Origin of the sequence: Hominifimenecus sp. rT4P-3 (genome assembly GCF_051055405.1) — a bacterium.
Classification (GTDB): domain Bacteria; phylum Bacillota; class Clostridia; order Lachnospirales; family Lachnospiraceae; genus Pseudolachnospira.
In genome coordinates, this window is record NZ_CP167068.1 from 2,024,781 (window position 1) to 2,049,109 (window position 24,329).

Annotated in this window: 19 protein-coding genes; 2 read left to right on the forward strand and 17 right to left on the reverse strand. The window is 49.2% G+C overall.

Annotation, left to right across the window (positions count from 1 at the left end):
* Nucleotides 1–11: 11 nt before the first annotated feature.
* Nucleotides 12–1,451, reverse strand: a complete 1,440-nt coding sequence (pyk, locus tag ACCC71_RS09440; RefSeq protein WP_434309377.1) for a pyruvate kinase — start codon at nt 1,449–1,451, stop codon at nt 12–14.
* Nucleotides 1,448–2,287 (reverse strand): rhomboid family intramembrane serine protease, encoded by an 840-nt coding sequence (locus ACCC71_RS09445; RefSeq protein WP_434309378.1) that lies wholly within the window; start codon nt 2,285–2,287, stop codon nt 1,448–1,450. Before ACCC71_RS09445 ends, pyk begins: the two co-directional genes overlap by 4 nt.
* A 326-nt stretch (nt 2,288–2,613) precedes the next feature.
* Here ACCC71_RS09445 and ACCC71_RS09450 point away from each other — a divergent pair, with 326 nt between their 5' ends.
* Complete coding sequence (locus ACCC71_RS09450; RefSeq protein WP_434309379.1) at nt 2,614–6,843, forward strand: acyl-CoA dehydratase activase-related protein; 4,230 nt, start codon at nt 2,614–2,616, stop codon at nt 6,841–6,843.
* Nucleotides 6,844–6,928: 85 nt separating this feature from the next.
* Here ACCC71_RS09450 and ACCC71_RS09455 read toward each other — a convergent pair whose 3' ends face one another.
* The 6 genes from ACCC71_RS09455 to ACCC71_RS09480 are packed head-to-tail and all read right to left on the reverse strand — an operon-like array spanning nt 6,929 to nt 11,626.
* Entirely contained in the window at nt 6,929–7,294 is a 366-nt protein-coding gene (locus tag ACCC71_RS09455; RefSeq protein ID WP_434309380.1) for a DUF6483 family protein, read from the reverse strand.
* A gap of 19 nt (nt 7,295–7,313) precedes the next feature.
* Nucleotides 7,314–8,378, reverse strand: a complete 1,065-nt coding sequence (locus ACCC71_RS09460; protein WP_434309381.1) for an ABC transporter substrate-binding protein — start codon at nt 8,376–8,378, stop codon at nt 7,314–7,316.
* Nucleotides 8,379–8,388: 10 nt separating this feature from the next.
* Nucleotides 8,389–9,180: an ABC transporter permease gene (locus tag ACCC71_RS09465; RefSeq protein WP_434309382.1), complete on the reverse strand. Its 792-nt coding sequence runs from the start codon at nt 9,178–9,180 to the stop codon at nt 8,389–8,391.
* Nucleotides 9,180–9,992: an ABC transporter permease gene (locus tag ACCC71_RS09470; RefSeq protein WP_434309383.1), complete on the reverse strand. Its 813-nt coding sequence runs from the start codon at nt 9,990–9,992 to the stop codon at nt 9,180–9,182. Before ACCC71_RS09470 ends, ACCC71_RS09465 begins: the two co-directional genes overlap by 1 nt.
* Complete coding sequence (locus tag ACCC71_RS09475) at nt 9,985–11,055, reverse strand: ABC transporter ATP-binding protein (RefSeq protein ID WP_434309384.1); 1,071 nt, start codon at nt 11,053–11,055, stop codon at nt 9,985–9,987. The genes ACCC71_RS09470 and ACCC71_RS09475 overlap by 8 nt, the downstream gene beginning before the upstream one ends.
* A gap of 37 nt (nt 11,056–11,092) precedes the next feature.
* Entirely contained in the window at nt 11,093–11,626 is a 534-nt protein-coding gene (locus ACCC71_RS09480; protein ID WP_434309385.1) for a cupin domain-containing protein, read from the reverse strand.
* 191 nt (nt 11,627–11,817) lie between these two features.
* Between ACCC71_RS09480 and ACCC71_RS09485 the strand changes: the two genes are divergently transcribed.
* Entirely contained in the window at nt 11,818–12,894 is a 1,077-nt protein-coding gene (locus ACCC71_RS09485) for a lactonase family protein (protein ID WP_434309386.1), read from the forward strand.
* Between the two features lie 46 nt (nt 12,895–12,940).
* Here the strand turns inward: ACCC71_RS09485 and ACCC71_RS09490 are convergent, their stop codons facing one another.
* The 9 genes from ACCC71_RS09490 to ACCC71_RS09530 all read right to left on the reverse strand — a co-directional run bounded on the left by ACCC71_RS09490 (nt 12,941) and on the right by ACCC71_RS09530 (nt 24,106).
* Nucleotides 12,941–14,314: an SLC13 family permease gene (locus ACCC71_RS09490; protein WP_434309387.1), complete on the reverse strand. Its 1,374-nt coding sequence runs from the start codon at nt 14,312–14,314 to the stop codon at nt 12,941–12,943.
* Nucleotides 14,315–14,323: 9 nt separating this feature from the next.
* The gene (locus tag ACCC71_RS09495; protein ID WP_434309388.1) at nt 14,324–15,727 is read right to left on the reverse strand and encodes a carboxylesterase/lipase family protein; all 1,404 of its coding nucleotides are present in this window, start codon (nt 15,725–15,727) and stop codon (nt 14,324–14,326) included.
* Between the two features lie 23 nt (nt 15,728–15,750).
* Nucleotides 15,751–17,367 carry an ABC transporter substrate-binding protein gene (locus tag ACCC71_RS09500; protein ID WP_434309389.1) on the reverse strand — a complete coding sequence of 539 codons (1,617 nt, stop codon included), beginning with the start codon at nt 17,365–17,367 and terminating at the stop codon, nt 15,751–15,753.
* Between the two features lie 18 nt (nt 17,368–17,385).
* Nucleotides 17,386–18,345 carry an ABC transporter ATP-binding protein gene (locus tag ACCC71_RS09505; RefSeq protein ID WP_434309390.1) on the reverse strand — a complete coding sequence of 320 codons (960 nt, stop codon included), beginning with the start codon at nt 18,343–18,345 and terminating at the stop codon, nt 17,386–17,388.
* Nucleotides 18,346–18,367: 22 nt separating this feature from the next.
* Complete coding sequence (locus tag ACCC71_RS09510) at nt 18,368–19,384, reverse strand: ABC transporter ATP-binding protein (protein WP_434309391.1); 1,017 nt, start codon at nt 19,382–19,384, stop codon at nt 18,368–18,370.
* Between the two features lie 12 nt (nt 19,385–19,396).
* On the reverse strand, nt 19,397–20,278 hold the full coding sequence (locus ACCC71_RS09515) for an ABC transporter permease (RefSeq protein ID WP_434309392.1): 882 nt from the start codon (nt 20,276–20,278) through the stop codon (nt 19,397–19,399).
* Nucleotides 20,275–21,258 carry an ABC transporter permease gene (locus ACCC71_RS09520; RefSeq protein ID WP_434309393.1) on the reverse strand — a complete coding sequence of 328 codons (984 nt, stop codon included), beginning with the start codon at nt 21,256–21,258 and terminating at the stop codon, nt 20,275–20,277. The genes ACCC71_RS09515 and ACCC71_RS09520 overlap by 4 nt, the downstream gene beginning before the upstream one ends.
* A gap of 19 nt (nt 21,259–21,277) precedes the next feature.
* Nucleotides 21,278–22,537, reverse strand: a complete 1,260-nt coding sequence (locus tag ACCC71_RS09525; RefSeq protein ID WP_434309394.1) for an FAD-dependent oxidoreductase — start codon at nt 22,535–22,537, stop codon at nt 21,278–21,280.
* 207 nt (nt 22,538–22,744) lie between these two features.
* Nucleotides 22,745–24,106: a D-alanyl-D-alanine carboxypeptidase family protein gene (locus ACCC71_RS09530; protein WP_434309395.1), complete on the reverse strand. Its 1,362-nt coding sequence runs from the start codon at nt 24,104–24,106 to the stop codon at nt 22,745–22,747.
* Nucleotides 24,107–24,329: the final 223 nt, after the last annotated feature.

The window sequence follows — 24,329 nt, forward strand, 5'->3', positions numbered from 1 at the left end:
CCTCTTACTCCTTAGTCAACTTCTAGAATCCGCATCATATTGGTGGAGCCGACACCACGGATCTGTTCCTTCGGCTCGTTGACTACGCCGGCGGTTACCACCACACGTTCGCCGGATGAAACATATCCGTACTCCCGTGCCTCCCGCAAACATGCGGGAATCAAGTCCTCCGTCGAGCTCTCCCACTGAATCCTGACCGGTTTGACGCCCCAGAGAAGCTGGAGCTGGCGAAGCACCCGATCGTTGGGCGTCATCCCCAGAATCGTCACAGCCGGACGCCATTTCGAAAGCATCCTCGCTGTATAACCGGACATTGTCGGCGCCAGAATCACCTTTGTTTCCAGCTGGGTCGCCGCTGAGACAGACGAATAGCATACCACATTGGTTACGCTGGCCTTATGGCGGCTCAGCTTCCGCTGCCGGTATGCGTCGTGATCCAGATGCTCCTCTGTAGTTCGGGCAATCTGCGCCATCATCTGTACCGCTTCTACTGGGTATTTCCCCACGGCGGTTTCCCCGGACAGCATGATCACATCGGTTCCGTCATAGATCGCATTGGCGACGTCCGCCACCTCGGCACGGGTCGGCCTAGGATTTCGCATCATGGAATCCAACATCTGGGTCGCAGTGATCACCGGCTTTGATGCCTCATTGCATTTTCGGATGATTTTCTTCTGTATGTAAGGAACTTCTTCCGGCGGGATCTCCACACCCATATCTCCTCTGGCTACCATGACGCCGTCGCAGACATCCAGAATTTCGTCGATATTGTCCACGCCTTCTCGATTCTCAATCTTTGCAATAATCTGAATCTTGGAATCGAAGGCATTTAAAATCCGCCGGATAGAGCGGATACAGTTGGCATTTCTCACAAAGGATGCCGCAATGAAATCAAAGCCCTGCTCGATTCCAAATGCAATATCATCCTGATCCTGTTCGGTAATATCCGGGAGGCGCACTTTGACGCCAGGCACATTGACGCCTTTTTGCTGTCCCAATACGCCGCCGTTTCGTACCGTACAAATAATATCCGTATCGGTGGTTTCTTTCACAACCAGCTGAATCAAACCATCGTCAATTAAAATCGCATTTCCAGGCTCCACATCCGCTGGAAGTCCCGGATAGGTAATATGGCCGATATTCCCATTTCCTACCATCGATTTTGTCGTTAAAGTAAATTCACTGCCAGCGGTAAGCGTCACTGGCTTTCCGTCTTCCAAAAGCCCGGTCCGAATCTCCGGCCCCTTGGTATCCAAAAGAGCCGCGACAGGGATTCCCATCTCCTCCCGAAGCGCTTTTAACTGTTCCAGTTTCGCTTTATGCTCCTCATGGGTACCGTGGGAAAAGTTGAAGCGGGCGACATCCATCCCCTCTTCGATTAAGCGGCGCATCACCGCCCGATCTTCCGTATTTGGTCCCATGGTGCAGATAATCTTCGTCTTTTTCTTCATGCCTGACCGTCTCCCTTTGTCACATGTTTATGAGTATAGAGATGGTCCTGGCAATATTCATAATTCCCCTCACATTTAGAACAAAAACGGAATTCCAGCGACGGATCATCCAATTCGGTCCGGCCGCAGACCGCGCAGCGGTGACGAGGGCCGGAGGACGCCTGATGAACCTTATGCTGATAGACCACTTTACGCTTGACCTGCTTTGCCCGTTGAACCGGCTTTCGGTACAGAAAGAAAAACAAAAGGAAATTCAACACGGTCATAAAAACCATAATACGGCCCGGCCAACTGCTCTTAATAAAGTCGTAAGCTACAATGACCCCATAAAAAATCCCCAGCCACTTCGCCTTCACGGGAATCACGAAAAACAGCATAAACTGTACGTCCGGCAACATCAGGGCAATCGCTAAAATCAACGTGCTGTAGAGATCCAAGGAGGCCGATGCCGCCGCGTAAATCGACAGAAAAGGTCCGTAAAAAGGATAGATCAAAAACGCACCGATGATAATGGCTACAATTCCGACCAACAGATACAAATTCAATCGGAAGGTTCCCCACATCTGCTCTAAAAGCCGTCCAATCGACAGGAAGCAGATCGCGCCGATCACAAGTAAGAACGGATCGCTGCTGGATGGAAAAATCAGAAAAGTCACCAGACGCCAGATCTGGCCGTGTAAAATAGCATAAGGATTTAGACTTAACCATTCAATATAAAAAGTAGGATTTGTCAGATTCAGCACAAACCCAACGGCTTGCATAGCGATCAGATAAATCATCAGATTACGCACCGCAAAACGGCCAAACTTCCGTTCCAATTTATCAATAAAATTCATACAATCCTCTTTCTTTGCCTTCTCTGCAGGCACTTATGGATGGAAAATGTCATTTCTTAACACAAATGCGCCCCTGAGGGCCGTTCTCTTCCTAATCTATACAATAGAGATACCCTATCCATACAAAAATTACACTATATTATAGGTGGATTTTCTGTTTTTGTCAAATCTTTCCCTGCCATTTTACCAAAATTTAACCCTTTTATCCGGAAGCGCCGCCCCTTGTCCGGTTTTGCGGATTTTAATATTTCCTTTAGGAATTTTAACTTGTATTTTTGAGGAAAAAAGGATATAACGTATTATGGTGAGAAGTGAGGAGGATGATTATGACCCCCAAGTATTCTTTAGGTATTGATATTGGGTCCACAACGGTAAAAATCGCGGTTCTGGACCAAGAACATAAAGTACTATTTTCCGACTATGAACGCCATCTGGCACATATACAAGAGACTTTAGCAGAATTGCTCAAACGTGCCCAATCGACTCTTGGCTCCATCGCTCTGCACCCGGTGATTACCGGCAGCGGCGGATTGACCTTATCCAAACATTTAAACGTTCCATTTGTACAGGAAGTGGTGTCCGTTGCCGCTTCCCTTCAGGACTATGCCCCGCAGACCGACGTTGCCATCGAGCTTGGCGGCGAAGACGCCAAAATCATCTATTTTACCGGCGGTGTAGACCAAAGGATGAACGGTATCTGCGCTGGAGGCACCGGCTCTTTTATCGATCAGATGGCCGCCTTGCTGCAGACGGATGCGTCCGGACTCAACGAATACGCGAAAAATTATAAAGCTATCTATCCCATCGCCGCCCGCTGCGGCGTGTTTGCCAAAAGCGATATTCAGCCTCTCATCAATGAAGGGGCTACCAGGGAAGACCTGTCCGCTTCCATCTTTCAGGCGGTAGTGAATCAGACCATCAGCGGCTTGGCCTGCGGCAAACCGATCCGCGGCCACGTAGCCTTTCTCGGCGGCCCGCTTCATTTTCTCTCGGAGCTGCGGTCCGCTTTTATCCGCACGCTGCACCTGACCGACGAGCAAGTGATCGCCCCTGACCACTCCCATCTCTTTGCCGCTATCGGCGCGGCCATGAACAGCCAGGACGCCGAGGTTGCGATCGACGAGTTGATTCATCGCCTGACTACCGGGATTCAGATGGATTTCGAGGTCAAGCGGATGGAGCCCTTATTTTCCGATGAAAAAGCATATCAGGATTTTCTCGCCCGCCATGAAAAGCACCGGGTCAACCGCGGGGATCTCCGAGACTACCATGGCAACTGCTATCTGGGAATCGACGCAGGGTCCACCACCACAAAATTGGCTCTGGTTGGCGAGGACGGAACCCTGCTCTACTCTTTTTACAGCAACAACAACGGAAGTCCTTTGACCACGACGATCCGCGCCATGGAAGAGATCAAGGAACAGCTTCCGTCGGATGCGAAAATTGCCTATTCCTGTTCCACCGGTTACGGGGAGGCTCTGTTAAAGTCCGCCCTGATGTTAGATGAAGGGGAGGTCGAAACGGTCGCCCATTATTATGCGGCTGCGTTCTTTAATCCCAATGTAGACTGCATCCTGGACATCGGCGGTCAGGATATGAAATGTATCAAAATCAAAAATAAAACTATTGATACGATTCTGCTGAACGAAGCCTGCTCTTCTGGCTGCGGTTCTTTTATCGAAAACTTTGCCAATTCCCTGGATTATACCGTGGAGAACTTTGCAAAAGAAGCGTTATTTGCCAAAAACCCCATCGATCTTGGCACCCGCTGTACGGTATTTATGAATTCCAACGTAAAGCAGGCCCAGAAAGAAGGCGCTCCGGTCTCCGATATCTCCGCCGGTTTGGCTTATTCCGTTATTAAAAACGCTTTGTTTAAAGTAATCAAGATCACCGACCCCAAAGACCTAGGGGAAAATGTGGTGGTACAGGGCGGTACCTTTTACAATGACGCGGTACTCCGCAGCTTTGAAAAAATTTCCGGTTGCCAGGCGGTCCGCCCGGATATCGCTGGCATTATGGGAGCGTTCGGCGCAGCCCTGATCGCCAGAGAACGGGGAGCCGGGAGAGAAACCCAGATGCTGCCTGTGGATGAAATCCTAGAGTTAAGCTTTACCACCTCCCTGACCCGCTGCAAGGGCTGCACCAACCACTGCCTGCTGACCATCAACCGTTTTCCCGGCGGGCGCAGCTACATCACAGGAAACCGCTGTGAAAAGGGACTGGGAAAAGAGCGCGCTTCGGAAAAGGTTCCGAATCTGTTTGAATACAAAAACAACCGGATTTTCGGCTATGAGCCGCTTCCAAAGGAAAACGCGCCCCGCGGCGTCATTGGGATTCCGCGCGTTTTAAATATGTACGAAAACTTTCCGTTCTGGGCTGTATTTTTCCGGGAGCTGGGCTTTTCCGTGGTGCTCTCTCCTATCTCCAGCCGGAAGGTTTATGAGCTGGGAATGGAATCGATACCCAGTGAATCCGAGTGCTATCCGGCAAAAATCAGCCACGGCCATATCCAGTGGCTCTTGGATCAGGGGATCTCGACCATCTTCTATCCTTCGATTTTTTATGAACGTTTGGAGAGAAAAGGACCTCAAAACCACTATAACTGCCCGATCGTGATCTCCTACCCGGAGAATATCAAAAACAACGTAGAAGGAATCAAGAGCGATCAAGTTCGTTTTATTCACCCGTTCATGGCTTTTACGGATGAAAAAACAGCGGTAAGCCGCCTGGAAGCGATCTGTAAAGAAGAATTTGATATCCCCGCGGCGGAAGTAAGAAAGGCAGGCCACGCAGCCTGGACGGAGCTGATCAAGGCGAAGGACGATCTGCAAAAAGAGGGAGAACGGGTCCTCGCGTGGATAAAAGAAAACAAACGTCACGGTATCGTTCTGGCCGGACGGCCTTATCATATTGATCCGGAAATCAATCACGGAATTCCGGAGATGATTGCCTCCTACGGCATCGCCGTGCTGACGGAAGACTCCATCTCCCACTTGGCGGAACCAGAGCGGCCGCTCATCGTCAACGACCAGTGGATGTATCATTCCAGGCTGTATGCGGCGGCCCAATATGTAAAGGGGCGCGACGATCTGGATTTGATTCAGCTAAATTCCTTTGGCTGCGGCCTCGACGCAGTTACCACGGATCAGGTCAGCGATATTTTGACCCACTCCGGAAAGATCTATACGGTGCTGAAAATCGACGAAGTCAACAATCTGGGCTCGGCCAGAATCCGAATTCGTTCTCTGCTCTCCGCCCTGCGGATCCGCACGGAACACCCGGTGGAACGGAAAATCATCAGCTCTGCCTATCAGCGTGCGGAGTTTACCGAGCAAATGCAAAAAGATGGCTACACCATCCTCTGCCCGCAGATGTCGCCGATCCATTTTGACCTGCTGCAGCCGGCCCTGAATCAATTTGGCTATCACGTCGTCATTCCGGACAACGGAAATCGGGCCGCCATCGATACGGGGCTGAAATATGTCAATAACGACGCCTGCTTCCCCTCTCTGATCGTAGTGGGCCAATTGATGAACGCGATCTTATCCGGCAAATACGATACGAACAAACTGGCCATCATCATGACGCAGACCGGCGGAGGCTGCCGTGCCTCGAATTATCTGGCCTTTATCCGCCGGGCATTGGAGAAAGCCGGTTTGGCACACATTCCGGTCATCTCCCTGAATGTGAACGGCATGGAGACCAACTCCGGATTTCACTATTCACCCGCTATGGTGGTGCGGGCCATGCAGGCCATCATTTATGGCGACGTGTTCATGCGGGTGCTTTACCGAGTCCGCCCTTATGAGAAAGAACCCGGCTCCGCCAACGCCCTCCATGAAAAGTGGAAACAGATTTGCATTCGTTCCCTCACAAGCGGCGGCTGGGGGATGCGGGAATTTAAGAAAAATATCCGGAACATCATTCGGGAATTCGATACATTCCCCATCCACGAGGATATGAAAAAGCCGCGGGTCGGCATCGTCGGAGAAATCTTAGTAAAGTTCCTTCCTCTCGCCAATAACTATCTGGTCGACCTTTTGGAACGGGAAGGCGCGGAAGCTGTGATGCCCGACTTGATGGATTTTCTGTCTTACTGTTTCTACGACGGGGACTTTAAGGCTCGCTACCTGGGAGGGAAGAAATCTTCCGCTTACACAGGTCTGCTGGGCATTCGTTGTCTGGAATATCTGCGCAAACCGGCGGCCGATGCCTTTAAGGCCAGCAAACGGTTTACGCCGCCCGCCAAGATTCAGCAGCTGGCCGAGTATGCGGAACCCTTTGTATCCATCGGAAATCAGTCCGGTGAAGGATGGTTCTTGACCGGCGAAATGATTGAACTGATCCACAGCGGCGCGAAAAATATTGTTTGTACCCAGCCCTTCGCCTGCCTGCCCAATCATGTGGTAGGAAAAGGCGTCATCAAAGAGCTGCGGCACAGCTTCCCGGATTCCAACATCATTGCCGTAGACTACGATCCGGGAGCCAGCGAGGTCAATCAGCTGAACCGAATCAAGCTGATGCTGGCCACGGCGATCAAAAATATGGCTTAAACCAAAAAACGAAAATACGCCCCGGCGAATGCCGGGGCGTAAAAAATAATATGGAATGATGCAGACTATTGCCGGGTATACACACTTAAACCAGCAATTCAAAGTCGTAGCGGTACCCAAAGTTTTCTCCTACGCTTCGGACACCGTCCGCGATCTCTTCCTTGCTGTAATCATGCTCGTCGAGAAAATCTTCTTCCATCTCGTTCAGATGCAGATAAAACGCCATCGCCAGCCGGAAATGTTCCAAATTTTCCGTATCCAGTTCTTCCGAAAGCAGATTCTCCGCTTCGTTGATCTCTCCCGCATCGGCCAAAGCCAGCAGCTTCCGGTATAACTGATCCTCCGGGGAATCCTCGCTTGGCTCCGAAACGACTTCTTCGTTTAACACCATTTTTGCTAACACTCGTACCATGTCCCGAATGGCGCGGGTAGCATAATCTTCACTTACCATAGCGCTCCTTTCCTGCCCTTTACCGCGATTTAAAATCTTTCCAATAGCTATTATAAAGTTCGTCCATCTCTTCCCCCAGGTAGTGATAGACCTCGCACCGCTCCAATACGTCCTCCGGCGGAAACAATGCTTCATTTTCCAGCTCTTCTTCGCTCATCCATTTCATGGTTTCCGTATTCGGCGTCGGATAGGTCAGATACTCGTACGTCATCATCCCAATCTCGCCGCGGCACATAAAATTGATCCACGCTTCCGCATTCTCCTTGTTCCTGCAATTTTTCGGAATCACCCAGGAATCCAGCCAAACATTCGATCCCTCTTCCGGAACGACGTATTTAAGATTCTCATTCTCATCCTGACAGTACAGCACCTCGCCGGAATAGATCACTCCGATGGCCGCCGACTCCCCGATCAAAAAATCCCTTGCCGAGTCATTGACATATTTATAGACCAATGGCTTTTGCTCCACCAGAAGTTCCGTTGCCTCGGCCAATTTTTCTTCTTCGACGGTATTGCAGGAAAGTCCCATCCGTTTGAAGGCGATCATGTAGATATCCCGCAGGCTGTCCTGCATCAAAATTTCATCCAGATAGGCCGCATCCCACAAATCCGCCCAGCTGGTAATGGTCCCCTCTGGTATCATCTCCGTATTATACAGGATGCCAACGGTTCCCCAATTGTAGGGAACCGAATATCGGTTGCCTGGATCAAAACTGGCGGAAAAATTCCGGCAGGTGTCGCTGATATTCACAAAGTTTGGTACATTGGCGTAGTCAATCTCCGCCAGCAGATCGTTTTGAATCATCTTCTCAATCATATAGTCGGAAGGACAGACCACGTCATAGCGCACGGAGCCGGACTCGATCACCGGATACATTTCTTCGTTGGTGTCGTAAGTATCATAGACGACCTCAATTCCTGTCTCCTCCTCAAACAGGTCCATCACTTCCGGATCAATATAATCCCCATAATTAAACACATAAACTTGACCATTCTCACCACCGGTGGATTCCGCGGCCGAACCGCAGCCGGCCAATAACCCCAGCATCAAAACGGCCAGAAATATTCCCATCTTCTTTCTCACGTCCGCCTCCTCAACTCTCTGCCTTTTTCGACCGTTTCTCTCGGTAATCCGGCAGAAAGTTCGCTATGATTAACAAAATCAAAACCGTAGCAAATACCACCGTCGACAGAGCATAGATCGACGGACGGATTCCCACCTTGACTTGGCTGTAAATCAACGTTGACAGCGTATTGACCCCAGCGCCTCTGGTAAAGTGGGTAATGATAAAGTCGTCCACCGACATGGTAAACGCCATCAAAAATCCGGAGACAATCCCTGGACGGATTTCCGGCAGCACTACTTTTAAGAACGCTTGAACCGGATTCGCACCTAAATCCAAAGCAGCTTCATAAGTCGTTTTTCCCGCCTGTTTCATCTTCGGCAATACGCTCAATACCACATACGGAATACAAAAAGTAATGTGGGCAATCAGAACCGTGTTTCGATTTAGAGAAATACCAAAAGCCACAAAAATCAGCATCAGGGAAATGCCGGTTACAATATCGGAGTTGACCATGGGAATATTATTCAACATTAAAATCATCGTCCGATGGCTGCTCTTCATCTTCTGAATGCCAATGCAGGCTAAAGTCCCCAAAATAGTCGCTGCCACGGCAGAAATCAAAGCGATAACCAGCGTATTTACGATCGCGTCCCGAATCGCCTCATCCTGAAACATTTCCAGGTACCAGCGCAGGGAAAAACCGCCCCATTTTGCCATGGACTTGCTTTCATTAAAAGAAAGTACCATCAAAGTAAAGATCGGCGCGTACAGGAAAATGCAGATTGCGCCTAAATAGCAACGCTCCCCTATCCGTTTCATCAGAATGCGTTCCCCTCCCCGCTTTTATCAAATTTTGCCAGCACCAACATACTAATCAAGATAAAGACCATCATGACCAAAGACAACCCCGAACCCAAATGCCAGTTGGAACCCACGGTAAATTCCTGATCGATAATATTTCCAATTAAAAGAACTTTTCCTCCGCCCAGCATATTCGGGATCACAAAGGTGGTAAGCGATGGAATAAATACCATGGTAATCCCGCTGACAATGCCGGGAACGCTTAAAGGAATTAAAATTTGGAATAAAATCTGCCGGTTGCTTGCGCCCAGATCCCGCGCCGCTTCCACCACACTGTCGTCAATTTTCATCAGTACATTGTAGATGGGAAGCACCATAAAAGGCAGAAAATCATAGACCATGCCCATCACAATGGCCGCAGGCGTATTGATCAGACGCATATTTGGAAGACCAAGAAACGAGAACAGATTGTTGATCACTCCATGTTTTTCCAAAATCGTCTGCCATGCCATGGTCCGTAAGAGAAAGTTCATCCACATGGGAAGGATAAATAAAAACACCACAAATCCTTTTTGCCCCAGGCCGCTTTTTCGTAAAATCAGCCCCAAGGGATAGGCCAGAATCAGGCAAATCAACGTACTGATCACTGCTAACAGCAGCGCCAATCCCAAAGCCTTTGCATGGGCGGGCACCGTGATCGAAGAAAGATTTGCCAGCGTAAACGCGCCGCTTCGGTCCGTCAGCCCGTAATAAACAATCATCCCCAAAGGAACCACCGTACAACAGATCATCCACAGCAAATAAGGCCCTGCCAGTAATTTCCTACTCATCGACGCCTATCGCCTCCTCATCTTCTGATTCTGGTTTATTCATGATCTGAATGTTAAAAGGATCGACCCATATACTGACCGGCGTTCCGACGGGATAACACCCCGTACTCTGAATCAACCACTCAAATCCGCCTGCCTGTACTTCCATCTCATAGTGAACGCCTTTAAAAATCAGATGAGATACCACGCCGTCCAAAATCCCTTGGCCCGGCTCCCGCAGTACAATATCCTCCGGGCGAATCACCACGTCCACCGGCCGGTTACGCCCAAAACCTTCATCCACACAGACAAATCGATGACCTAGGATTTCCACCAGCCGGTCCTCCCGCATCACGCCGTCCAAAATATTGCTGTCGCCGATAAAATCCGCCACAAAGGCATTTTCCGGTTCATTATAAATTTCTTCCGGCGTTCCCATCTGCTGAATATAGCCCTGATTCATCACTACCACCTTATCCGACATGGTCAGGGCTTCCTCCTGGTCGTGGGTCACATAGATAAAGGTAATTCCCAATTCGTTCTTTAATCGAATCAGCTCATACTGCATATCCTGGCGCAGCTTTAAATCCAGCGCCCCCAAGGGTTCATCCAAGAGAAGAACGCGAGGCTCGTTGACAATAGCCCTGGCAATGGCGATCCGCTGCTGCTGTCCTCCGGAAAGGGACGCCACGCTTCTCTTCTCATATCCATCCAGGTTCACAAGCTTTAACGCATATTTCGTTTTATCCTGGATATAAGTTTTACTTTTTCCGCTTATTTTTAAACCAAAAGCAATATTTTCCTCGATGTTCATATGGGGGAACAAGGCATATTTCTGAAACACCGTATTCAGCGGCCTTTTATTGGGAGGCACTGCCGCAATATCCTTTCCCTCAAACAAAACCTGGCCTTCATCCGGTTTTTCAAAGCCCCCGATAATCCGGAGCGTTGTGGTCTTTCCACAGCCAGAGGGGCCTAAAAGGGTAATGAACTCATTTTCCTGCACCGAAAGGTCCAGTTCATCCAATACCTTTGTTCCATCAAAACTTTTCGATATCTTTACCAATTCAATCAATGAACGCATCCCTGCTCTCCTCCTGTGTAGACGGTTCCAATATTCTTTAAAAGCTAGGCGGTGTGCTGACCCAGACAATCACTGCGCCAGATGCGGAAGCCAGATAGTGGGTCTGATCCGGCTTGTAGTAAAAAGCTTCTCCTTTTTTCGCCTTATAAGTGCGCTTCCCTAGGTGTATCGTCACAGATCCCTGCATCACATAGCCAAATTCTTCCCCTTCGTGAGGATTGTCCGGATATGTCGTTCCTCCCGGCTCTAAGGTAAGCAGGATCGGCTCCATCTCGTTTTTCTGCGCGTTGGGAATGATCCACTCTACCCGGTTTTTTAGCTCACAGTCCTTTTTTTCAAAAAAATCCGCTTTCTGGAATACGATTTGCTCCTCCACGGAATCGTCAAAAAAGTCCTTGAGGCTGGTTCCCAGACACTGAAGAATATCTGTCAGAGTCGCAATCGACGGGGATGTCAAATCCCGTTCCACCTGGGAAATAAAACCCTTTGACAGCTCCGCCCGGTCCGCCAATTCTTCCTGCGTCAGTCCCATCTTTACCCGAAGTTCTTTGATTTTCGGCCCGATTTCCATCTACTCACCCACTTTCCATTCGCCGCTTAATAAAACAGCAAAAGCTAAACACAAAGTTTAGTAGTTCTAAACCGCAAGTTTCATATTATCGTAACCCCTACTTTCTGTCAATACTTTTTCTCCGGAATCTTAACAAAACATAAAAGTGATGATATAATAGGATAAATTGACAAACATACAAAGGAGTCTTTATGAGCCAATTTTATACTGCCTATGTTGGTTCTTACACGGATACCAATTCCGGAAAAGGCCTAACCATTTTTGATGTAGATGTAGAGCGTGGAGATTTAAAAAAGCGGGGAGAAGTGGAAGTCAGCAACGCGACGTATCTGATCACTTCGCCGGATCAAAGGTATCTGTACGCGACTACGGACAAGGGAATCGCCTCCTTTCGCATCCTCCCGGACGGAAATCTGCGGCGGCTCAACACCGCCGCCATCCGTGGTATGCGCGGCTGTCATCTCTCGACAACGGCGGATAACCGTTTCCTCTTTGTGTCCGGTTCTTTTGATGGAAAAATTACCGTTTTGCATATCAACGAAGACGGCTCTGTCGGCTCCATTGCCGACGGTATTTTCCACAAAGGTCTTGGCAGCATCGCGGAAAGAAATTTTCAGCCCCATGTCCGCTGCGCGGTGCTGACTCCAGATGAAAAGTATCTTTGCGTCGCGGATTCCGGTATGGATCAGATCAAAATATATCGATTCCAGCGGAAAACCGGCGAATTAACGGAAGCCGACGTCATTCGCTGCCACCTTCAGGCCGCGCCCTGCTTCCTGCTGTTTTCCCCGGACGGAAAATACCTCTATGTTATGAAAGAGTTAAGCAACAAAATCGCTGTTTACTCTTACGACGGTTCTGGAAAACAGCCGATATTTGAACAGATTCAGGTCGTTTCTACATTGGGGAAAAAATTTAACGACTACAGCGCCGCTACCATGATGACCTTTGCAAAAGACGCCAGCCGGCTGCTTTGCACCAACACAGGCGATCACAGCCTTGGTATTTTTGAACGGGATCAGGAGACAGGTCTGCTACGGCAGATGAGCGTTTTGCCGATCAGCGGAGAGCGTCCGACGGATATCTGTATGTTTCCAGATGAACGCCATCTGTTTTGCGCCAACTATGAATCCAGCACCCTGACCTTCTTCCGGGTTCATTTCGATACCGGCCTGATCGTCATGTCCCGCGCGCCGCTTCCAGTAGACCAACCGGAATGCGCCTTGATCGTATCGCCGCCGCAAACGGACAGCAGCAAAAGGCTTTGACCATGATAGTCAAAGCCTAATTTCTACCTATTACAATCCACAGATGTTACCCAACTTGAAATATCATGAGCCAAAAGCCAATGATCACCGCGGATACCAATGTCATGACGCTTCCATATTTCAGCATATCCTTTTGCGTAAACAACCTGGCGGAATAGGGAATTACATTGACCGGGCTGCTGGTGATCAAAAGGAAGGCCAGCGCGGATGAAAAAATGCAGGGAGCTACCAAGGCCCAAGGGGCCTGGCCCGTCTGCTCCGCCAAGGAAATCATGATCGGCACAAGGATAATTCCACTGACCGTATTGCTGCTGAAAAGCATCTTCAGCAGAGAAACCGCCGCCACAATATAGGCACTGGAAAGAAAGAGTCCCTTGGCCAGCAAATCCTTGGAGAAAAATAGCTTTGCGATGGTCTCAGCCGTCCCATAACGATATAGGATGTCTCCTAAAAGAACTCCCGCGCAGATCAAAATCACAGAATCCCAGCTAATCGAAGAAATTGCCTTTTTCCAAGAAAGGATCTGTATCTTCGGGAGAAAAAGCGCCATTCCCGCCAACAAGGCGACATAATGGCTTTCCAGTCCCAACTTTTCCCCAAAAATCCACAAGAAAATAGCCGCGCCGAAAATAGCTAACAGGCAGCGTTCTTTCTTTCCCAGAGAAATCTTTTTCTCCTCCCAAGACAATGGACGGCAGCCACGGACGCCCCAGGATAGAATTCCCCAACCAGCTCCTAACAAAGTCAGGCTGATGGGAATTCCGATGGACATCCAGGAAAAGAAATCAATTGTAATTCCGCAATGTTCCTTTAAATAGGATACAGCGATCAAATTTGCCCCTGTAGCAATGGGGGTAGCCACTCCTCCGATCGCGCAGCCCCATGCCACCGCCAAAGTCATCGCCTTTCCCAAAAGCGGGTAATCCTCTCTCTCTTTCTGCCCTTCCAAGAGAGACATGACAATAGGGAAAACAATGGCGGCTGCCGCTACTTCTGTCACCCACATAGCCAGGAGGCATCCGGTCATAAGAATTCCCAGCAAAAGAAATACGGCTTTTGTCCCAAACAAACGAAAGATTTTCATGGAAATCCACGCCCCTACATTCGTCTGGCTAAAGGCTGAAGACAAAAGAAGCACTCCTAAGAAAAAAGCAAAAATCGTATTTCCAAAGCTTGCCGCTATCGCTTCCTCAAACTCCACAAGACCGGTAAGCGGAGCGCAGAGAACCACAAGCAGAGCCGTCACCCCGATCGGAACGCTTTCCAAGGCCCAGTTGACGACGGCAAACAGCAAAAGCGCCAGCGCCATCACGTCGCCGCCGCCTGGCAAATAAGAATTTGCCTTTCCCCAACACAGGAGAAGTAAGCCTCCAAGGGAACCATAAAAAACCCAGGCTTTCCAACCGTTCTCTTTTTTCATTCTCTGCTCCTATCGGAAACCGCCAAAGGCAACCCGTCCTGCCAAGAGAGCCTGAATTTTCTCTTCCGACTCCTCGGTTTTCTCCCAGGGCCTCATATGGCAGGTATCCTGAATCCAAAAAAGTTCTGGATGTTCCTTCGTGTACGGCGTCCACGTCTCCCCCCCTGGATAATTGGGAGTTCCTTCCTTTATGAAAGCTGCCCAACGATCCGCCAGCTCATTGGACAAATCAAAATCCACGCCGGTATAATGCCGTCCAGAACGGAGCAAGGTCTGGAACACATAATGGTGTTCCGAAGAATGTCCTGCCTTTTTTGCACCGGGAGGAATTTTATCAAAGTAGTAGAGGTAACTGTTTTTTCTGCCGAGGCGGATCTCATTCTCTCCCCACGCTAAATTTAGATAGGTCAGCGCCTTCCATTCCCCGGAGGTAGAACCCAGCATATAATCCAGCTTTGGATAGTGCCCTTTCCTGCATGCGTCCATCGGGCTTTCTGCTAAAAAGGAACCGTCGATCACCGGAGCAAAACGCATGAACCCGCCAATTCCATCCGGCTCGCCTTCCGCCAAAGGACGTTTGATATATTCCCAAAAGCCATCCAAAAGGACTTCCGCCGACGTGTCTCTTCCTTCCTCTAAGGAATGAATGCCCATAAACTGGAAAAACATTTCTCCCAGCCGCTCTCCCTCGCTCAGATTCCGTCCCCACTGGTTTACCGGCGGCTTCATACCGCCGCCGGACTGCATAATTGCCCGCTGAAACAGGCCTCCGGCGGAGGGAGCCGCTAACAGATAGCTGATGCTCGCGGCTCCCGCAGATTGGCCAAACACGGTAACACGTTCCGGATCTCCACCGAAACTGGAAATATTCCGCTTCACCCAGGAGAGGGCGGCGACCTGGTCTTTCAGGCCGTAATTTCCGGATGTTCCCCCTTCCCTTGTCAATTCCGGGTGAGTGAAAAATCCAAAAATATTTGTGCGATAGGTAATCGTCACCACAACGATTCCTCTTTTTGCAAAGCCCTCCCCGTCGTAAGCGTTATTATAACTAAATCCTTTGGCAAAACCTCCGCCATGGATATAGACCGCCACCGGAAGCTTTTCCTCCTCCGATTCCGCCGGCGTCCAAATATTTAAATACAGACAGTCCTCGCTCTTCTTTAAATCCTTTAAATAGAATTCCCGCGCCACTATGGCGGACGCTCCTGTATCTTCTTTTTGCATGGCAGCCGGGGCAAAATGATGACATTCCCGTACTCCACTCCATGATTCCGGAGGAAGAGGCTCTCGCCAACGCAGTCTGCCTACCGGAGGAGCGGCAAAAGGGATTCCACGAAATACGGTAATCTGTTGATTCGACGCTTCAATTCCCTCTACCGCTCCGCTCTCTGTCCAAGCTATTTTCATAGCCATAGGTATTACGCTTTCCTTTCCGATTACTCGAAATGAGTTTGATAATCGATCGCTAACTGTCCGTTTCCTCTGATGCAGGTTCCCTGAAGTCCTTCCACCGCGAGAGCCAAGGGTTCTTTACTGCAGATGGAAACCCAGATCATATCTTCCAGGAACAAATCCTGCAGTTCATAAGTCAATTCCTGCTTTTTCGTTTCATCAAACTCTACCATAATCTTGTCAAGTAAAGCTCCATATTCCTGCGCGTGATCACCTGTATAATAGGTGTATTGGCTGCTGTTTGGTACAGAAAATTGAGGGTGGGAGCTGCGGTACAAACCATAGAGGGGATCCATATTGCTGAACACCAAATCCAGCAAATACATATCATACCCTTCCCCTTTTAACAAATACTGGTCCTTCTGAGCCGCCAGTTCCAACGTCTCGATTTCTACCTTAATGTTAATCTGGCTCAGCATGTTTTGGACTGCTTCCGCCGTCTGGGTATGATAGGAACGGGAATCCGTCAAAAGCTTGACCGTAAAGCCCTGCTCATATCCAGCCTCCGCCATATACTGTTTTGCTCTTTCCAGATCATACGCATAAGGATCCTCTTCCAAAGCCGCGTTATATCCCCACGTATCTTTGGTCAGCACAGACACGTTGGTATTTCCCTCGATGGGCCAAATAATATTGCAGATAGCATTCTTATCAATCGCGCAGGCAATCGCCTTCCGGACTAAGACATTGCTCATATAGGTAGAATTATGGTTAAAGTTCAAATTGTTGGCACGGAGGCTGGTACCCTCTGAGCTAATTACTTTTAATCCCTGGGTCTCTCCGTTTTGCACCCGCTGGACATCCGCGCTGTTACTCTCCATGACCGCGTCTACCCCGCCGGTCTCCAATTCGATCATCGCCTGGGAAAGCTCATTGATATAACGGATCGTTACCGTCTCCAAGGCAGGAGTTCCCTCCCAATAATCATCAAACCGCTCCAGTTCAATCCGATCGCCCTGCATCCACTCTTTAAATTTGTAGGGACCGGTTCCTACCGGACGGTTCTGGAATTCTTCTCCCAGGTCGTTCCAAGACTTTTCTCCCACGATAACGCACATATTCTGCATATCCGCCAAATTAGCCAGCAGGCCAGAATCCGCTACTTTCAGGGGAACATAGACCGTATAGTCGTCTTCGGCCTTTACGTTTGCGAAGTCAATGGCGCTCACGGTAGCCTTGATTTTGGACGATTCTCCCCACACGCCCATCGTAAAGACCACATCGCTGGCCTTCATCTCCTCACCGTCGTGGAAATGAACCCCCTTCCGCAGGTGGAATGTCAACGACAGATTGTCGTCGCCATACTCCCAACTTTCCGCAAGACACGGCTCTAAGGTGGAACCATCCATTCCAATCCGGACTAAGGTTTCAAAAATAGTCCCGCAGACTGCATTTTTTACTCCCAGATTCGACGTATTGTAGGGATGCAGGTTAGCCGGCTCCCCCGCGGAAGTAGACATGACCAAAGAAGTCTTGCCCGCTTTACTGGAAGCGGCGCCAGTGGTTTCCTTACCTTCGGGCGAAGTGCCCGTGCTTCCGCCGGAACAACCGGAAAGCAGCATTGCAATACACAGCCCTACAGCTAATACTCTCTTTTTCATTTTTCACTCTCCTATTTTTTATTTTTGATTAATTGCCTCGCAGCAATGACAAGCTGTCCAATGATTTTTTTCGATCTCCCGCAGCTTTGGAACTTCCCGCCGGCAAATATCTTTCGCATACGGGCATCTGGGAGCGAATCGGCATCCTGGCTTCGGATTAATCGGGGAAGAAAGTTCTCCCTCCAGCAGAATCCTTTTCTTCTCATGGAATAAATCCGGAATCGGAATCGCCGACAGCAACGCTTTTGTATAAGGATGGAGCGGCCGTTCAAACAATGTTTCCGATTCGCAGTGCTCCACCATCTGGCCCAAATACATCACGCAGATTCGATGAGAGATGTACTTTACTACCGACATGTCATGGGTAATGAATATATATGTAAGTCCATATTCATCCTGCAGATCCAGCATCAGATTCAAGATCTGGGCCTGAATCGACACATCCAGGGCGGAGACCGGCTCGTCGCATACGATAAACTTGGGCTGCAGAGCCAACGCCCTGGCAATTCCGATCCGCTGCCGCCTTCCTCCATCGAGCTCATGGGGATATGAATTCATCAGCCGCCTGGCCAGACCCACTGTATCCATCAATTCCAAAACCTTTTTTTCAATCTGCTGTTTTCCATAATTTCCCGAAATTTTTAAAGGCTCTGCAATCGCTTCGCTGATCGACATACGGGGATTCAAGGAAGAAAACGGATCCTGGAAGATGATCTGCATTTCTTTCCGGAGCTCGCTTAACTCCCGCCTGCCCACATGGGTGATATCTTTTCCCTCAAAAAAGATCTGGCCCCCTGTACTATCCAATAGGTGAAGAATTACTCTCCCCAAGGTGGATTTTCCACACCCCGACTCTCCTACCACGCCCAAGGTCTGGCCGGCTTCAATGGAAAAGGAAAGTCCATCTACAGCATGAAGGGTTCCTCGAGAGGTTTTAAAATATTTTTTTAAATCTTTCACTTCTAATATGGTAGACACTATTTTCCCTCCTTGGCTGTTCTTACCGTCCCATTTTTTTCCTGTCCGCTTCCCGTTTTTCCGCTACTTCTTCTCCAAATAGACATCGATAAAAATGCCCTTGGGACACCTCTTTCAGGGAAATCTCCTGCCTAGAACACGCTTCTTTTGCGTAGGGACAGCGTGGAGCAAATTTACACCCTTTGGGAAGGTCTGCGGGATCCGGCATCAATCCACGGATGGCCTTCAGCCGTTTTTCCTTTCCCGCCAAACGGGGAAGGGACGCAAACAAGCCCTCCGTATAGGGATGCATGTATTCATTGAAGATATGGGCTACCGTTCCTGTCTCCACAATCTCTCCAGCATAGATGATGGAAACCCGATCGCACATCTCTGCCACAACGCCTAGATCATGGGTAATCAGCAGCATAGCCGTTCCCAATTCCCGCTTTAAATCGTTCATCATATCCAGTACCTGAGCCTGGATCGTAACATCCAGAGCCGTGGTAGGTTCGTCCGCAATCAACAGTTCCGGATTGCAGGCCAGGGCGATGGCGATTACGATCCGCTGCTTCATTCCCCCGGAGAACTGATGGGGGTATTCAAAATACCGTTCTCTCGGAATTCCCACCTTTTCCAAGGTATTGGCGGCCAAACGCTGCGCCTCTTTTTTTGACACATCCTTATGAAGAGCGATGGACTCTGCGATTTGGTCTCCGATGTATTCGATGGGGTTTAAAGCCGTCATGGGGTCCTGGAAAATCATAGAAATTTTATTTCCTCTGATCTTTTGCATATCGGAGAGTTTTTTCTCCAGCAGATTATCGCCCTCAAAGAAAATCTTTCCTCCCATGATTTTTCCCGGCGGATCCGGAATCAGTTGAAGAATTCCCAGAGCAATGGTGGTTTTTCCTGCTCCAGTCTCCCCTACCAATCCCATGGTCTCGCCCCGCTTTAAAGAGAGACTGACATCATTTACCGCATGGACGGTACGTTCCTTTGTAATATATTGAATGGACAAATCCTCGATCTTTAATACTTCATCTCTATGTTCTGCCATATCAGCTGCCTCCTAATCTTTCAGTCTGGGATCCAAAGCGTCCCGCAGCCCGTCCCCCAGCAGATTAAAGCCATAAACGGTCAACATGATAGCCAGACCAGGAAATACGGTCAAATGCCAATAGTCACGGATATACGCCCGCCCCGCGGAAAGCATGGCCCCCCATTCCGGGCTCGGCGGCTGGATTCCAAGCCCGATAAAGCTAAGGCCTGCCGCAGATAGAATGCTGGTGGAAATGTTCAAAGTAAACTGAATCAGCATGGGAGCAAACGAATTGGGGAACACGTACTTCAACATGATCCGGGCGTCGCTGGCATCCACCGCTCTCGCCGCTTCGATGTATTCCTCGCCCCTTACAGACAAAACCGCGGCCCGCGTCGTCCTGGTAAAACGCCCGATATTGGAGATACCGATGGCGATGGTGGTATTGACAATGCCGGAGCCCAGAGTCGCCGCGATGGCAATGGCTAAGAGGGTCGCCGGTATCGCCAAAAGGATATCGATAAAGCGCATGATCACATTGTCGACAATCCCTCCGTAATATCCGGCCACCGTGCCCAAAACGCCTCCCACGATAGCGGAAATCATAACTGCCAACGCTCCTACAAAAAGAGACGCTCTTGCCCCATAAATCACCCTGCTCAGAATATCCCGCCCGAAATTGTCCGTGCCAAACCAGTGCGCCTTGCTAGGCCCCTGGAGCGCGTCGGAATAATTTTGAAAATCATAGTGGTAGGGCGCGATCTGATCTGCAAAAGCTGCTAGTAAAATGGCAAATAACACGATAAAGAGGCCAAACATGGCTAAACGATTTCTTTTCAAACGTTCCCAGGCATCGCTCCAAAGACTCTTCTTTTTTACAAAATTTTCGGACTTTGCTTCTGCTGCTTTCATGCCGGATCCTCCTCTCCCAGTTCTGCAATCAACTTCTTCTTCCGGTTCGCTCCCCCGTATTGAGACTTAATTCTCGGATCCACAAAGGCGTATATAATATCCACGCATAAATTTACCAGAGAAAACACAATCGCGATAAACAATACGCCGCCTCTCACTGCTGGATAGTCTCGATAGGAAATGGAGTCTACCAGATATTTTCCCAATCCGGGAATAGAAAACACCGTTTCTACTACCATGGCGCCTCCCAGCTGGACGCCGATCCGAAGCCCGATGGCCGTAATAATCGGAATCATCGCATTTTTCAGCGCGTGTTTCGTGATAACCACTTTTTCATAAACGCCCTTTGCCCTGGCCGTCCGAATATAATCCTGGCGGATTACCTCCAACATGCTGGAACGAGTTGTTCTCATAATGATCGCCGCTCCATTGATTCCCACCGTAATCGCGGGCAAGATCCAATACTGAGGTCCATACCATCCGGTCGCCGGAAGCCATCCGAGCTTCAAGGCAAACAACTGTGCTAACAATAGTCCAATCCAGAAATTCGGCATGGAAATGCCCACCATTCCCACGACAGAACATACTTCATCCAAAATCGATCCCTTTTTCAACGCGGAAGCGATTCCCAAAGGAATTCCCAAAACAATGGCGAAAAGGATTCCCGCGAAGGTAAGGTTCATCGTCGTAGGGAAGCGTACTAAAATATCAGAAATTACTGGAAGATTGGTTCGGTAAGAAGTACCGAAATCTCCATGAAGGACCAAATTTTTAATATAATTGAAGCATTGAACCACGAGCGGATCGTTAAGTCCCATTTCTTCTCTTAAGGCCTCTACTTCTTCTACCGAGGCATTGTCTCCGAGAATCTGCCGGGCCGGATCTCCCGGCGTCATTTGCATGATAATAAATACAATGACGATTACGCCCAACATTACCGGAATCATCATAAGCAAACGCTTTCCTATATATTTTCCCAAACGTATTCCCTCCTTTTTACTATATAATAGCGCCTTGACGGAGCAATTCTCGCTGCATACATGCAACCGAAAAAACTTCGTTTTCTTTCGATAAGGCGGCGGCTACGCCGGCGGCATGCCCCGTAGCGAAACCACATCCCATCACACGAATCGCAGCATAAGCGATAAAATCCGCAGAAATGGTTCGTCCCCCACACCATAAATTGCATATATCACGGGCTTTCAAAGCTCCCACAGGGATATGAAACCATCCGCCGTCGGGAAGTTTTTCATAAGAATCCAATACCTGCGTACTTCGGTGTATCTCCGGAGACCATGCGCCTCTTGCCGCCGCCTTCTCAATTTTTTTTAAGCCCCATACGTCTTCTCCTGTTAAGACCTCCTCTCCTACTGTCCTTCTTCCTTCCCGAATACCGATGGAAGGACCCGTCTCAATGAGATGAATCCGCTCCATCCCAGGGTGGAATCTTTGCAGGGCAGTGACATAATATCTGGCTTGTTCCCTAGCCGATAATTCGATCTCTGTCAAAACCTGACACCCTAGATCGGTGTGGGAAAAACTGGGGATCAGCAGAACCACTATGTCCTCCCGCCCTCGGCGCATGATCCCGCCTGTCTCCTTTGCCAAATGGGGAATCCCCGCTTTCTTTCCCAACTGTACCGCGTTTGTCACGGACTGCCGCGTCACCTCTACGTCTGGAGAGACGCCGGATATTCTCATGGCCATCGTAGCTACCTGCCGCTTTCCATCTTCATCACCGATGAAAACAGACGCGCCGGTCAGATGAGCCAACAGGGAATTTCCGCTGGTATCCACGAAACTGCCGCCCTCCAGAAAAAAACGCCCTTCATCGTCCACGCATTCCACCCCGGTCAAGATTCCATCTCTGCTTGTGGCTCCTATCACCTGACAATGCAGAAGGAAATCGGATTCCGATTGCCGCATCACACGATCTAAAGCCAGTTTCATGTATTCCGGGTCAAAAGTCAATACATGATTCCCTGCTTGGGAAATAACCGTGTCGCTTGGGTGCCCCAACCGCGCCAATTCTTCCCGGACCATCGTTCCCACGCCGCCGGTTACCAAGATTGGCTCCTCTCCCCTGGTATAAAAGCCTCCCAAGCTATTGACTCCTGCATGGGTCCCTTCTCCGCCAAAGTAAGGACTTCGCTCTAACAAAATCGTTTTTGCCCCTGCCTGGGAAGCGCCTATCGCTGCCGCGACTCCTGCCACTCCGCCTCCCACTACTACTACGTCATAACTACTATTCTTTCTCATCATCCTTATCCTGTTGACATTTTTCCTTATATTTTTCCTTTACTCTCTGTTTGTCGCTATATTAACATAATTTTTGTTATGTGTATAATATATATCTTTTATCTTTTTAATAATCCACCGCCTATATATTTTCTCCTATAAAAGGACAAAAAAATAGGCCCCTTTTTCCATCTCCTCTGAGTTTGGAAAAAGAAGCCTGTTTTACTTTTACCAACGCCGCCGTCTGCGCCGTTTCATTTTATAACGATTTCTAGATCTTCTCCGATGTCTAAGCTGATTCCAGTTATATACCACAAAGAACAAAGCGGCCAGCACCACGAGAACCGCCAGTCCAATCCCGCCCCATATCAGAAGCTTCTTCCAAGAAAATCCTTCTTCGGATTGCTCGTTCTGCTGCCCCGTGGTCTCGGTTTCTGAAGCAGACTGGGTAACCGGTTCCGGAGCCGCGCCGGTAAATGGAATACTCCCTGCTTCCTCTCCATTGATACGGTAGACGACACGGCCAGAGAAGCCTTCTGCTCCCTCGGCTTGTTCAATCTCAGCCGTCAGATTTTCCAGTTTAACCGTATTGGGAAGCACAATCCAAGCCGTCTCTTCCGGCACGGTGTATTCTACCTGCCTGCCGTCGGCCGTCAAAGTTTTTTTCTCGTCTAAACGCGTTTTCACATCATCCGCCATAGAATGCCAGGTGAAATTCCGAAAACCATACTCGAATAAGTTCTTTGTATCCTTCGTACGTTCTCCCTTTTTACTTTTCATAACGACGCAGATCAACTCTGCATCCTCTTTTTTCGCATAGGTCACTAAAGAGTTCCCCGCGATCTGCGTATACCCATTTTTCCCCGCCACTGCGTATTCATAGGGTGAATCACCGCCTTTTAAAAGAGGATGTTTTGTCGCTACCCAAGTGCTCTCCGCATGTTTGTTGGTGGGAGGAATTTCATAGACCGTAGTGGAATCAATTTCCAGGAATCCCGGCGTTTCCAATGCCTTTTTCATGATAATCGCCATATCATGAGCCGTTGTGTAATGTTCCGAATCATTCAATCCCGACGGATTTCTAAAATTCGTATTGGTGCACCCCAGCTCCTTCGCCCGCTCCGTCATCTTCACGCCGAACTCCTCGATGGTTCCTGAGATGTGTTCTGCCAGAGCTTGGGCCACTTCATTGGCCGACGCGATAAGAAGCGCGTACAGGCAGTCCTTCACGCTCATCTCTTCATCTTCGGTCCTGGCAATATGGGTCGCTCCCTCCTCCAGCTCATGGGTCGCCCGGTAAGAAAATTTCACCGTCTCGTCCATGGAACAATTCTCAAGGGTCAACAGCGCCGTCATTACTTTTGTGATACTAGCTGGATAATAGGCAGAATTCGCATCCTTCTGATAAAGAATCACCCCGGTCTTTTTATCAATAAGAATTGCCGTCGGCGAATCTACTTCCGGCGGGTCTGCCTTTTCTCCAGTCACTGTCCGAAGCGGATCCGGGGATGGTTCCGCATATACCAGCGTACTACTGATAACCAGCAATCCGACGCATAAAAATAGCAAGCATCGAGACCATTTCTTCATGTGTACTCCCCTTCCTCACCGAAACAGGTGAGACTTTCTTTGTTCTAAACCATAGGGCAAACTTCAAAGAACTGTCCTATTCTCAAGTAATCATACCATATCTACCACTTTTATGCAATTTATTTAGGGAATATTTCCCACCAGGCTTGCAGAAGTACCGGAAAAGAAGGGGTTTCACCCACTAAAGGAAGGATATCTACTCTCCAGGCAAAGAATATTCGAT